We start from the raw sequence: 12,807 nt of genomic DNA on the forward strand, positions 1-12,807 counted from the left end.
TTAGCCTTTCCGAATTAGTCCAAGATCACCGTTACCCACACCGGCTGCATTTGCTTCATCTGTATCCAAATGCATCTCCAATACATATTTTTCCGAAACTCGAATCAATACATTTTTAAAAATCGTCTTTCTTTCGCCACCTAGTTCAACTTCGACTAATTCTTTATCTTTGAGTTGGAACTTTTCAGCGAAATGTGGCGGAACATGAATATGACGAAATGCGACAATAACTCCCTCTGTAACTTCCAACTCACCACAAGGTCCTTTTAATAATATCCCTGGTGTCCCTGCTATTTTTCCAGATTCTTTAACTGGTGCGCGCACGCCAAGCTTGAAGCTATCTGTTCGCGAAATTTCCACTTGTGTTATATTTCGAACAGGACCAAGAATTCTCACATGCTCCAGTTCGCCTTTGTTGCCGACAATGGTTACCGTTTCTTTTGCAGCAAACTGACCGGGTTGCTTCAAATCCTTCCATTTTGTCAATTGATAGCCAGCCCCAAACAGGATTTCGAGATCCTCCTGCTTTAAGTGAATGTGGCGGTTAGAAACTCCAATTGGTACGTACGGCTGTTCTTCTATTGTCTGCACTCTCCGCACAACTTCTCGGATAATCTGCTCTTGCAATTGCTCTGTCAATATCATATAAAAACTCCCCTATCTTTAATTTCAATCTTTTTTTGCAGGGAGGATGATTTCCACATCTGAATGTGGTCTCGCAATGACATGAACAGAAATGACATTCCCGACTCTTTCGGCTGCAGCTGCCCCAGCATCCACTGCCGCCTTCACCGCGCCAACATCACCTCTCACCATTACCGTCACAAGTCCAGAGCCAATTTGCTGATACCCTAATAAGGCGACGTTTGCTGCTTTAGCCATTGCATCTGCTGCTTCTATTGCCCCAACCAAACCTTTTGTTTCTATCATTCCTAGTGCATCCTTCATTTTCCATACCTCCTCATTTTTTTTCATGAATACAAAGTGACCTCAAGTCCCCTTTTCTTCGTGGACAATGCGGATCTTTACAAATATTGCAAACCTCCGACTCTCCTTTTTCACTAGTTTTGTTGAAATCTTCCTCTAGCTTCCCCATTACATCTAAATCATTCTCTTCTGTCTCGTTTTCATCGGCGCCTGTTTTTACTGTAGTTTCCTCTTCATTCAAAGGAGAAATGGATACAAGCCTGACATTAGCATTCGCATTTGAACTGGAATTTTCATCTTTGATCATTTTCTCCTCATGAGCGTTGTCAGTTTTTACTTCATCTGGCACTTCTATTTTAGGCGTGTCCGTTTCGTGCGTTCCTCCTTCCGCCTGCTCAACAACGTTTTGCAATTCCCCATTCATGTTGGGCTTTCCTAGACCAACCGTCTCATTCGAATAAACCATTTTTTCTACACCGCTAGCTACTCGTGGAATGATCTGTTTACTAAAAACACCCCCGACTTTCTCCGCTGCTGTGACTCCTGCTTCAACTGCCGCTTTCACTGCGCCAACATCGCCTGCAAATTTAACCGTTACCATTCCGCCGCCCTTGGTTAGCTCATACCCTATTAATGAGACGTTGGCTGATTTAACCGCTACATCAGCAGCTTCTATTGCGGCTGCTAAACCGACTGTTTCTATCAATCCTAATGCACGCATGACCATAGACAAAGGTACACCTCCCTTTTACTTGCTTTCTAGCAATCTTTTCACCACAATCGCTACTATTTTGGCAATATCCTCTTTTGTTAATGCCTCTCCCACAAGCTCAACATGTTCTAACTCCTTTTCCTCTTCAATTTCAAAAGATTTAAATGGGATTCCTTTTACAAGTCTTGCAGCGTTCGCACCTAAAATTCTCAGTTTATTTGGATCTCTAAGATTGACCTCAAATAGGGGTTGGTTTTTATCAAGCTTCGTATAATGCAGGATGACCTTTCCGTTCTGACTAATTCCAATGCCAACTCCTAAAGTGGAATCAAGAGCAGCTTCATGGCTTAGTTGCAAAGCTGACTGCTGCTTGCTCTCTTTAACAAATGTGGGGATACCTTCTTCTTCAATACCATATAGCAGCGTACGAAAAAGGGAGGGATCATTCAGCTCTGCATGATAATAAACATGGATCGCTTGAATCTCATTTCCATCGTTTATTTTCACTGAATCCTCCCCCCTTGACCAAGAGCCAATATTAAACCAGTAGCTACAGCATTTCTTGGTCCTTCTGTGCCTCGAATATTCCCTCTTCCAGCCACAACGCTGTATTGAGAAAGCGCATCCGTCACTAACTGAGGTACCTCGAAATCAAGAGCTGATCCTCCTACTAAAACAACAAATTCCATATCGCGAATATTTCCTGTTGGTGAGACCATTGTCAACGCGCGTAATGCATTCGTAACAAAAACCTTCTCTTTTGCTCCACGTCTCACCATTTTTATTTTCTCAACGGATAGTTGTCCTGGAACAGGAATCATACTCCCTTCCTTCAAAATAACAACTCTTGCAAATACTTGAGGCTCTAACGGATTCTCAAAAAATTGTACGGTTCCATCTTCATGGCGAATATGGAATAAACTTTCAACTTTAGCAAGGGGGTATTTTTTTATATCCTCAGCCAATCCAATGTCATCCAACCCTAATTCGGAATTGATCAGCATCGTGACCATATCCCCGGCACCAGCTAAATGTACGGATGTCGTTTTTCCCGCCTTCGTCATGATTGATGCATCTGTTGAACCTGCTCCCATATCAACAATGGCAATGGGAACCTTCGTTCCAGGAGTAGAAAGAGCGCCTCTTATGGCCATGTCTGCTTCAACACCACCAACTTCAACTTCTACACTGATTAGAGTGCGCAATTCATTCGCTATCATTTGCATTTGCAACTTGTCAGCCTTGACCATCGCTGCAATTCCAACGGCATTTTCCATGGAAAATTCTTCTGCTAAGCCACCTTTAACCATTTGCGGAATAAATGTATTGACGGCCAATAAATCCTGAATTTTTATATCATCCGGATGCTGCTTCGTTAACTCAGACATTACTTGTCTTACCCGTTCAAGCATCCCTCCAGCATTGGTCCCCGCTTCTCCTTTTATATCTTCGATCGGCGTGGCCGCAGTTAATACTTCCATCATTTTTTCGGCGCCTTCATCGACATCAATCGTTAAATTCCGTTTCCCATAAACGGTAATCTTTCCTGCCGGAATGCTCCTCGCTTGAACATCACCCTTTGGTGTCTTAATGACAACAGCAGAACGGTTACCGATCAATGCTCTAGCAATTGGAACAATCATTTTCGTTTCTTCACTTGATAAATCAAATACAGTTGCGATCCCATACGGGTTAGCAAGGACTTCTACAACACCGCCTGGAGAAGCCACCTCAATGGCTGCTTTCATTCCAAGCGGAACTTTCTCAATCAGACTGACTTCATCTATAATAGGCATTTTTTTGTCAATCCTGTTGCTAATAAGAACGCCGTCGTCTTTCTGTGCTACGGCTCCGGTTATGGTAATCCCTTTATTCAAAGCAGCATTAATGAACCGAGCTGCATCTTCAAAATCAACTTTCTTTCCGATTAATACGATATAATCATCTTCCTTATTGGCATTGTCCAAATCGATAATATCAATGGTTTTCCCGATGCCCAAGCCCACTCCCCCTGGAGTAGAGGGGTTGTGGCCAATCATTGTCGACTCTGTAATAATCGTCTCCGTGATCGTTTCCATCGCCACATCCCCAATTACAGGGGCTGCCTCATTAATGCGAACTAAGTCTAAATCCTCTATCCTTCGATTAATTTTCCCAAGAGCTTGTTTAATGGCAGCAAGTACACCATGGATATTTTGCCGCGTTCCTTTAATTCCTGTTGTTCGTACAAAATCGCTCGCCAAAAAAGTAACATTTTTATCTTCTGTTACGGTAGCGATGGCAACTTCTGTTGTGGCATTTCCGATATCCACTCCTGCAACCAATTTCATCGATTCTACCTCCCGGAATCTAACGCAAGATGCTAGTCTTTTTTCAATCGGTCACGCTTTTCATATACATCAGCAGCTTCACGAACTAGTTTCGCATTCATTTTTGCATTAAATTTTCCTTCTAGTTCCTCTGCGATAGCGAGCAATTCTTCTTTTGTAGAACGATATGGTCTTAGTGCATTATATATTTCAAGGATTCGTTCGTCTGGAACCGCAATTAGTTCAGCAGCCCTGCGGAAATTTTGCGCTAACGGTTTTCTTCTCATAGACTCTGCCACTTGGGCCTGTAATTCTAAAGTTTCGGGAGCAATTCGGACATCCTCTGACGTTACGCTTCCATCGATTACACCTTGGAGTGTAATTTGGTCCAAATCTTTATTCGTAGGAGTTTTAATAAGTTCAGGTCGTTTTTCTCCTAACGGATAATCCTTTTGCGCATCAACCTTAACTGTCATGCTATCAGTTTTACTTGTCTCCTCCGAAACCGTTCCCATAGAAGACATGACCTCTTTCACGATCTGCTCGATAAGTTGTTGATTCATAGTGCTCACCTCCGTATTAGTTGAATTTCACTTGCAAAGCTGTTGGTTTTTTGCTTCGATCAACATGTTCCGTTTCTTTAATATGAAGCAATGCAGCGATTGCCTGATACTTCGGACGCGCCATTTGATCATTTTTTGTCGGCACAGGGTTTGGCGATTCCCCTTTTGCATACTTCGCTGCATTTTTTCCAATGGATCGATATGTTTCCGGATCTAATAGCGGCGCTTGCGGGAACAATTCTAAATTTGATAAAGGCGGCAGATCCTTCTGATGTATAACAGTTGTACCTTTGGATTGAATTCCAATCCCAATTCCTGAACCGCTGAATTTCGCTGCTTGATGGGCGACAAATCCAACATCTGATGTGTGATAGACACGAATCAGACGAGCTGATATGCCTTCTTCTTCAATTCCAGCGATAATTTCTCTCAATACTTCGGTATGTGGGAGCCCCACTATCGTCTTTGTTTGATGGACACCGAATGCTGCAGCAACCGCAATCACGACTTCATCCTTTCTAGTTCCAATAGCAGCAGAACCACTTTCGATGATTTCTAGTCCTTTCGAGCTGGAAGGAATCACTGCTTGTCTAGCAGTTTGCGTAACTGGTATTGCTTCTGTTTTTCCCTCCATATTGAAGTCTTTTAAAACCTCTTCTATCACTTCTCTAATTAACTTCTCGTTAATAGTCATTCACATAACACCCCTTTCGGTTTTAATTCACATCTTCTGGACGAATTGCACGAGGAATGGCTTTAATTTCTTCCCATCGAGCGTCACTCATACGGTAGCCAGTTCCAGGTCCTTGATAATCATTTAAATCATTGACGGCGCTGACAATCTTCCAATCTTTATCAATAATCGCTGATGTGTGTAAATAATCACCTGAAACACGTTGTTTTAACATATTTAGGACACTCTGTGCTACATCATCAAATCCGCCCTTACTTAGTGCTTTAACAATGTCAATTCCAGTAATTCCACGTTTCATCATGTCATCTGCCGCTCTTAAGTCTTCTACTACATTGCGGTCAGGCATATCATTACTTCCGTGTGCATATGTAGCAGCTTCTACTTCTTGATCTGTGATGGCAGGCAATCCTAAGCCCTCAAAAACGACTTGAATAGCTCTAGCTGCTTTATTTCTAATCGCCACTACTTCATCTTCAGAAACCGGGCGCAATCCTCCATCTACTTTTAAATCACGCTGCAGCACGTTATAGTCATCAAAATCTTCTGCGTCAAAGTTTGAACCGGCAAACATATTGTCATAGTTTGGCGTAGCACTGTATCCTGAAAAAATAAAATCAGTACCTGGAAGCATTTGCATTAAAGTTCTGGCGGTTCTTCTAATATCAGAATGGGAGAAGGTTTGGTCATTACCTGAGGCAACCTCCATATCCATCATGGTCGTGAATAAGTTCTCAGCTAAAACAGCACGAATTCCGGATGGTACCCCACCAGGGACACCGATACAACTGATTGAACCATTTTGCAGCCCTTGTGAGCCGGCGCCTTTCGTTACAAAAATACAGCGTGCTTCAAGATATAACATTGATTTCCCTTCAGCATAGCCCATTTGCACCTCAGAGCCAGTACCTGAAGTGAAGCGCATTTTCAAGCCGCGTGAAGCATATGCGGATGCAAGAAATGCTTTAGAAAAAGGAGTATCATCGCCATCGACGAAAACAGGCTCTGTTCCATATACAGAAACCGTTTCTGCATAACAGGTAAGTCCCCGCATTCCCATTTCTAACTCTGTCGCTTCTTCAACAGAACATTGCGTTAAAATTCCTCCACGTCCAGTTTGGGCTCCGACTAAAAGACCAAGGGCATTGAAAGGAGCATAACGGACGATTCCTACAGTTGTTTCTTGTTCATCGAAGCCACGTAATGCTGCTTCAGCAGCGTCCGCTGCTATTTGAACTGGATTATCCTTCAAGTTTGTAACATGACATTGATTAGAAGGAGTTTTTCTAGCTCTCATTTTTTGCAACGCCATCATTAATTCGACAACGTTCATATCTTTGACAACATCACAAAGCTTAGCTGGAGTCATCGCCGTGCTAAGAGGAATGATCTTCTCCCTCGGTACATTAATATCGACTAGCATTCTGGCAAACTCGTTTGAATCGATCGACATCGCTTCTTCAGCTTTTTCTAAATTTATCGCATAATCTGCGATAAACGTATCAATAAAGTCAAATTCCTCTCGCTTTTTGCCATCTAATTCCACAACGATGCCACGCTCAATTCTTATACTTGGCTTCGGGTCATTTGGACCACTCATTGCCACAAGTCCCACTTCAGGCCATTCAGCGACAAAGCCATCCTGGTTGACCGGACGCTCAGACAACACTTGAAAACGTTTGGATTTCATTGATTTCCCTCCTCAAGTTAGATGTAAGGAACTGTATCTGATACAGGTTCGCTTCCAAGAGTTCCTAATAATTTTTTTCCCACTTCCCGTGCTGCGATTAAAGCTTGCCTTACAGCACCCGAATCACCGCTAAATGTTAAAATCACTTCATTTGAAAAACTGGTTCCTTGAGCTGGTGAACTATAACCAATCACGTCAACATTGGCAGCTTTTACGGCTGTATCAGCTAAAACGACACCGATTGCAGCCGGAGCACCAACCAGTAAACCGAATGATTTTCCGACTTCAGCATTAAACGCTTTCTCACAAGCGTAACTCGCCCGGGCTGTATATTGGAATTCAAGATGGCCCGCTTCATTGCCATAAACATCACCGAATGTCCGCTCTAATTCCTTCAAGGCAACTTCCACAGCACGTCGAGCATCAGCCACATCCTCAGCACCGAATATAATCAGCGAGCCGTGGCCTGCTCCTCCTTTTGTGTCACGCGCAAGTTCAACCGTCAATACTTCTGTATTGGTCGCTTTCACAGCTTCATCGGCTGCCATAATTTGTGGACCTGCACCTGTACGAGCTCCTATAATCCCGATCGAACGATATTTTTTGTCTAGCTTCATCGCTTCATGAACACTTGAATCAACATTGGCAATAACAAGTCCGATTGTGTCACCTCGTCCAACACCGACAAACTCTGTTAAACCACAGAAACTCTTTTCCTTTTTTATAGGCTCCGCTTCCTTTGGAGCATCTACCTTTTTCATGACTTCTTCCATGATTTTTTCAATCATTTGTTCCTTCATTTATTAGCACCTCCAAAAAAAATATTATTGCTCTAATTTTGGTAAGATCCCTTCTACTTCTGCGTGTGGTCTTGGAATTACATGAATCGATACTACTTCTCCAACTTTTTCTGCAGCCGCAGCCCCAGCATCTGTAGCCGCTTTCACAGCACCTACATCACCTCGAACCATAACAGTTATTAGTCCAGAACCGATTTTTTGGTAACCGATTAGCGTAACATTAGCTGCTTTCACCATCGCGTCAGCTGCCTCAATTGCACCAATTAGCCCTTTTGTTTCCACCATGCCTAATGCTTCTTTAATCATTCTAAGTTCCTCCTCTAAAAAAGTGATTTGAGCAACCGTAGAAAAGAAAATTCCTTTGCTACCATTACTCTCCTAACGCCTTACAAGCTTTATAATAGGGCTTTTTAAGTGACCGTTCTCTGTACAATATTGGCTAGTATAGGTAAAGATTTGCCTTGATTGTGACAAGCAACCAATCTTTTTTTGTCCAGAAAAAGATATTTTTTTGCTCTAGAAGTGGATTTTTTTAATCCTACTTTTCTCAACTCCGCTATGAAACCGCGCCTCATTTCTGTGACCACTTTGAACTCTTAGAAGAAAATGGAGTTGTTCTAACATTTGAACAGATTTTAAAAGGTATAACCAGCTCTTTTCATAATGGGTTGAGACAACAAAAAAACACCTGTCTTTAACTTTGACAGGTGTAACTTTTTGCTTATATAAACCATTTCCCGTTTAATATACTAGTATGTCTTTTTAACATATCAGATTGTGAACTAATTTCTGCTGCCCGCTTGCGATATTCTGATGGAGTTAAGCCAACAACTTTTTTAAAAACCTTGCTAAAATAATTGGGCTCCTGAAAATTCAATTCCATAGCAATATTAATAACAGGCAGATCTGTTGATTCTAAAAGTTCTTTCGCCTTTTCCATCTTTCGTTTCGTTACATAATTAACAAAATTGATCTTTAATTCTTTTTTGAACAATTTACTTAAATAATAGGGACTTAAATGGACATGTTCCGCTGCTGCCTCGAGCGTGACCCCTTTTTGGTAATTCTTTTCTATATATTTAAGCACCGCTTGGATTACTTTTATCTCTTGGTCGCTTTTCGAATCTCTAATCGTATCGAATATACTATCAATAAGGATTTTAAGCTTTTTATGGAAATCACGAGTATCGACTTCATGATAGGCAGTCCATTCTAACTTATGCGAGAGGAATATTCCTTTTTGCCGACATATCAAATCCAGCATCTTAATGAGCGACTGAGTGGTTAAATGGATTTTATCATGCTCTTTATCATACTCCGAAAACAATTGTTCAGTAAGGATTTCTGCCATTTTGATGGAGTTATTATAATCTTCATTAGACACATAGCCAAGCAAACGCTCCATCGTTTGTTCCAAGTTTATTGACTGAGCATGTTCTTGTGATAAATACATATTAACAAGGCGAAGAATGTCTGTTTGCCGATACGGCTTTAAAAGATACGAATCTGCTCCCATTTCTAATGCCTTAAATACAAAATCATAGGAACCATAATCTGTTAATAAAATAATACGATTTTTTGGATTTCTCCGCTTCATATATTTTATTAAATAGATGATATCCGCACCAGGTATTTTAATATCTAGGAAGGTCATATGAAGCTGGCTGTTTTCAAATAGCTCTTTCGCAGACTCTGCAGAATTAGCTGCTCCTATTACTCTCGTATTTTCTATTTGTGCAAAAATTACTTTAAGAGCCTCAATGGCGATAATTTCATCATCAACTAGTAAGATATTATACATGTGGAACCCCTCCATTAGATTCCATCGGGATTTTGAATCTAACAGTTGTTCCACCTTTTCGATTTTGCGCGATTTCAAGCTGATAATCATTTCCGTAAAGTAATCTCAAATTGAAGTTTACATGTCTAAAACCGATGCCCTTAAATTGATTATCTTGTTCTGATACTCCTTGCTCTTTCATGAAGCTATTTATTTTATCTACTGAAATCCCCACTCCATCGTCGATCACTTCACAAACGAAATCTTCATTATCTGCAGAACCTCTTACCATAATCGTCCCATTGCCTTCTTTCGGTTCAAGTCCATGAATAATGGCATTATCTAAGAGGGCAACAATAATCATTGGAGGGATTTGGATCGTTCTTAATTCTCTAGGAATGTCGATTGAAATGTTCATTCTATCTCCAAAGCGAATTTTTTGTAATTTTAAATAGAGATTCATATATGAAATTTCATCTTCGACAGTAACTAAACTATTATAGCTCGTAATCAAGTACTTCATCATATCGGAGAATGTAAGAATGACATCTTGTGTCTTTGGCGCCTTTTCAATAACAGCAAAACAGGACATTGTATTGATCACATTAAATAAAAAATTGGGATTTACTAAAAGACGAAAAAATTGATTTTGTTTGGTAAGAAGCGATTTTTCAAGCTCTGCTTGAATTTTCATTTGATCCAACAGCTGCTGATCTTTCGCTCGTAGTTCTTCCTGCACATACTGAGTAATATCCTTCTCTACCATGCTATTAATGACATGAAACATCATATCTGCAACGGCGGCAATCTTTTCATAAGACATCACTGGTACTTTTTCTAGCTCTTGCAAAACCTCTTCATCTTCTTTCCATCCAAGAGATTTGCTCGTAATATATTCAAGATTCTCATGATCATCATCACTAGACTTAACTTGTCCGACAAGCATGGAACCGATTAATCGCCCTTTTATTATAATGGGTACTGCAAAATCTACCAGTCCGGTGTGACAACGGTAAATGAAGACACCTTCTCTTCTTGATGCCTCCAATCCACCAAAAGCATCACATTTGAGACAAGTATCATAAAGCTTTGGATTTTTGCGGATCTTTTCACAGAACGACGAAAAGTTGCTGTACTTTGTTATCGGATTTCCACGAAAATCCACTGTGATCGCAGCTAAACCAGTTGCTTTCGTAAAAGAATCCTGAACCCTCTGAAGTGCGTCAAAATCAATGATTTCCTGTATATTCATAGAATCATCTCGCTCAATTTATTATCATCAAGTGGATAAGTTTCAATTGGATACATTACTTAGTAGCACTATACATAAAAGACCAAGAACATAATCACCTTGGTCTTTCTCTGATGCAACGTCTCATCTGCTTAGCCTTTAACGAAAATCTGATCACAAATTTTATAAACATCTCTTGCAATCATTAATTCTTCATTTGTAGGAATCTTCAAAACTTTAACGAGAGAGTGAGGGTAACTAATGTACATCTCTTCTTCATTTATTTTGTTTTGCTCTGGATCCCAATAAACTCCCATAAATTCCAAACCTTTTAATACCTTCGCCCGGATCGTCGAACTGTTCTCCCCGATTCCTGCAGTAAAGATAACAGCATCTACACCATTCATTCGCGCAGCGTATGAACCAATATATTGGTGAATACGACTAGCAAAAATATCAAGTGCTAGCTCAGCGCGATGGTCTCCCTGCTCCGCTTTCATTTCAATATCCCGGAGATCACTTGAAAAACCAGATAATCCTAATAAACCACTCTCCTTATTTAAAATCGTTAATACTTCATCAACACTTTTTCCTGTTTTCATCATAATAAATGGAATAATCGCTGGATCAATCGTTCCAGAGCGAGTCCCCATCACGACGCCTTCAAGCGGTGTAAAACCCATTGATGTATCAATTGATTTCCCACCTTCAATGGCGGCAATGCTTGCACCATTGCCTAAGTGACAAGAGATAAGTCGAAGGCTTTCGATCGGTCTGCCTAATATTTCTGCTGCTCTCTCTGAAACAAATTTGTGCGATGTTCCATGAAATCCGTATTTACGTATGCCATATTTCTTATAGTAATCGTACGGTAACGCATACAAATAAGTGCTCTCAGGCATCGTTTGATGGAAAGCAGTGTCAAATACCATCACGGAAGGTACTTCGCCTAATACACGTTGAAATGCTTTTATTCCTAAAATATTTGCTGGGTTGTGCAATGGAGCTAATTCAGTCAGAGGCTCTAGCTTTTTCAATTGCTCCGATGTAACTAACGTCGATTCCGTAAAGACTTCGCCACCGTGAGCTACTCGATGACCAACCCCATCTATTTCATGAAATGAATCAATAATTTGATGGGCAATTAATTTATCTAAAAGGATTTCAACCGCTTTCTCATGATTGCGGATTTCCGCAGTCTCCTTTTTCATGTGTCCATCGACAAGAATTGAGAAAATTGATTCATTTAAACCAATTCGCTCCACAATTCCCTTTGTAATTACTCGTTCTGCAGGCATTTCAATCAATTGAAATTTTAAAGATGAGCTTCCTGCATTAATGGCCATAATCTTTGACATACACCTATCTCCTCTATTCATTATTTAATATCATAAGCAATAAGAATTGGTTAATGGATTAATCAACCATTGATTTAAGGCTGTTAGGAATTAAAATCACTCTTCATGCTCTAAGAGGAGAAAAATATAATGCTGTCAATTTAATGATACATGCAGTTATATTTGCAAGCACATCAATTTTGTTACTAAAATTCGAACTTTATGATTTATTCGCGGTAATTATTGTAATGAAACTGGAAAACACTTATAAAATTCCTAAATTCTACTAAAATATGATAGGATCTGCATAATTTCTCTCTTTCTTCAGCTATATTATAGAATGCTGCTTGGTTTGTCCTTCCCTTCACCGAGGACAAAATGAATCAAAATGGCTTGATAAGTAAGATCGTTAAAGTAAACATGAAAACACTTATATTAAAGGTATTTATTACAATAATGTGAAAAACTCCAATTACACAGGATGAAATCCCTAATTATTATTGTAAGAGCATATCTTTCTCGGTATAATGATAATTGTTCAATTCGGGGCTGAATGGGGTACTGGTGTCCTCCGCGGTCTTCAAAACCGTCTGTGTCCTGCGTGCCAGGATAGCTGGGTTCGATTCCCAGGCGGTCCCGCCAATAAAATTATTGTTTTTAAAGCGCCCGACTTCATAGGAGCTTTTTTTCATGTTTGGATGTTATGTTTGACTTGAATACTCATGCCTTGTCTAATCATTGCCATAACGTCTATAATAGTGGTGATA

Annotated in this window: 12 protein-coding genes, 1 tRNA gene and 1 pseudogene; 1 reads left to right on the forward strand and 13 read right to left on the reverse strand. The window is 40.3% G+C overall.

Translation table 11 applies throughout. From position 1 onward, the window contains the following. The 13 genes and pseudogenes from pduL to NST02_RS14380 form a co-directional block, all read right to left on the reverse strand. On the reverse strand, positions 1–639 hold the full coding sequence (gene pduL, locus NST02_RS14320; RefSeq protein WP_235879519.1) for a phosphate propanoyltransferase: 639 nt from the start codon (positions 637–639) through the stop codon (positions 1–3). Between the two features lie 30 nt (positions 640–669). Continuing rightward, positions 670–948, reverse strand: a complete 279-nt coding sequence (locus NST02_RS14325) for a BMC domain-containing protein (protein WP_095308454.1) — start codon at positions 946–948, stop codon at positions 670–672. A 439-nt stretch (positions 949–1,387) separates the two neighbouring features. Continuing rightward, a pseudogene (locus NST02_RS14330) lies at positions 1,388–1,654 on the reverse strand (BMC domain-containing protein); the annotation flags it as partial. 21 nt (positions 1,655–1,675) lie between these two features. Beyond that, a complete protein-coding gene (locus NST02_RS14335; protein WP_095308449.1) occupies positions 1,676–2,146 on the reverse strand; it encodes a glycerol dehydratase reactivase beta/small subunit family protein in 471 nt (156 codons plus the stop codon). After that, positions 2,143–3,969 carry a diol dehydratase reactivase subunit alpha gene (locus NST02_RS14340; RefSeq protein ID WP_095308442.1) on the reverse strand — a complete coding sequence of 609 codons (1,827 nt, stop codon included), beginning with the start codon at positions 3,967–3,969 and terminating at the stop codon, positions 2,143–2,145. Before NST02_RS14340 ends, NST02_RS14335 begins: the two co-directional genes overlap by 4 nt. A 32-nt stretch (positions 3,970–4,001) precedes the next feature. Next, positions 4,002–4,511, reverse strand: a complete 510-nt coding sequence (locus NST02_RS14345; RefSeq protein ID WP_095308435.1) for a diol dehydratase small subunit — start codon at positions 4,509–4,511, stop codon at positions 4,002–4,004. A 16-nt stretch (positions 4,512–4,527) separates the two neighbouring features. Further along, positions 4,528–5,205 (reverse strand): propanediol/glycerol family dehydratase medium subunit, encoded by a 678-nt coding sequence (locus NST02_RS14350; RefSeq protein WP_095308429.1) that lies wholly within the window; start codon positions 5,203–5,205, stop codon positions 4,528–4,530. 22 nt (positions 5,206–5,227) lie between these two features. Continuing rightward, positions 5,228–6,892, reverse strand: a complete 1,665-nt coding sequence (locus tag NST02_RS14355; protein ID WP_137744171.1) for a propanediol/glycerol family dehydratase large subunit — start codon at positions 6,890–6,892, stop codon at positions 5,228–5,230. A 17-nt stretch (positions 6,893–6,909) separates the two neighbouring features. Beyond that, positions 6,910–7,692, reverse strand: coding sequence for a propanediol utilization microcompartment protein PduB (gene pduB / locus NST02_RS14360; RefSeq protein WP_095308421.1), 783 nt, complete (start codon positions 7,690–7,692; stop codon positions 6,910–6,912). Positions 7,693–7,716: 24 nt separating this feature from the next. Then, positions 7,717–7,998: a propanediol utilization microcompartment protein PduA gene (gene pduA / locus NST02_RS14365; protein WP_095308416.1), complete on the reverse strand. Its 282-nt coding sequence runs from the start codon at positions 7,996–7,998 to the stop codon at positions 7,717–7,719. A gap of 415 nt (positions 7,999–8,413) precedes the next feature. Next, positions 8,414–9,493 carry a helix-turn-helix domain-containing protein gene (locus NST02_RS14370; RefSeq protein WP_095308410.1) on the reverse strand — a complete coding sequence of 360 codons (1,080 nt, stop codon included), beginning with the start codon at positions 9,491–9,493 and terminating at the stop codon, positions 8,414–8,416. Beyond that, on the reverse strand, positions 9,486–10,724 hold the full coding sequence (locus NST02_RS14375; protein WP_095308406.1) for a PocR ligand-binding domain-containing protein: 1,239 nt from the start codon (positions 10,722–10,724) through the stop codon (positions 9,486–9,488). Before NST02_RS14375 ends, NST02_RS14370 begins: the two co-directional genes overlap by 8 nt. 131 nt (positions 10,725–10,855) lie before the next feature. Further along, entirely contained in the window at positions 10,856–12,061 is a 1,206-nt protein-coding gene (locus tag NST02_RS14380) for an acetate kinase (RefSeq protein WP_095308400.1), read from the reverse strand. Between the two features lie 524 nt (positions 12,062–12,585). On the opposite strand from NST02_RS14380, the gene NST02_RS14385 reads away from it, so the two are divergent. Then, positions 12,586–12,682 (forward strand) — tRNA-Sec (locus tag NST02_RS14385). Positions 12,683–12,807: the final 125 nt, after the last annotated feature.

Origin of the sequence: Robertmurraya sp. FSL W8-0741 (assembly GCF_038004005.1) — a bacterium.
Lineage (GTDB): Bacteria > Bacillota > Bacilli > Bacillales > Cytobacillaceae > Robertmurraya > Robertmurraya siralis.

Excerpts from the sequence above, each read along its gene's own strand:
- NST02_RS14350 (WP_095308429.1), bottom strand. The coding sequence starts at position 5,205 with ATGACTATTAACGAGAAGTTAATTAGAGAAGTGATAGAAGAGGTTTTA.
- NST02_RS14380 (WP_095308400.1), bottom strand. The coding sequence starts at position 12,061 with ATGTCAAAGATTATGGCCATTAATGCAGGAAGCTCATCTTTAAAATTT.
- NST02_RS14345 (WP_095308435.1), bottom strand. The coding sequence starts at position 4,511 with ATGAATCAACAACTTATCGAGCAGATCGTGAAAGAGGTCATGTCTTCT.
- pduA (WP_095308416.1), bottom strand. The coding sequence starts at position 7,998 with ATGATTAAAGAAGCATTAGGCATGGTGGAAACAAAAGGGCTAATTGGT.
- pduB (WP_095308421.1), bottom strand. The coding sequence starts at position 7,692 with ATGAAGGAACAAATGATTGAAAAAATCATGGAAGAAGTCATGAAAAAG.
- NST02_RS14340 (WP_095308442.1), bottom strand. The coding sequence starts at position 3,969 with ATGAAATTGGTTGCAGGAGTGGATATCGGAAATGCCACAACAGAAGTT.
- NST02_RS14375 (WP_095308406.1), bottom strand. The coding sequence starts at position 10,724 with ATGAATATACAGGAAATCATTGATTTTGACGCACTTCAGAGGGTTCAG.
- NST02_RS14370 (WP_095308410.1), bottom strand. The coding sequence starts at position 9,493 with ATGTATAATATCTTACTAGTTGATGATGAAATTATCGCCATTGAGGCT.
- NST02_RS14325 (WP_095308454.1), bottom strand. The coding sequence starts at position 948 with ATGAAGGATGCACTAGGAATGATAGAAACAAAAGGTTTGGTTGGGGCA.
- NST02_RS14355 (WP_137744171.1), bottom strand. The coding sequence starts at position 6,892 with ATGAAATCCAAACGTTTTCAAGTGTTGTCTGAGCGTCCGGTCAACCAG.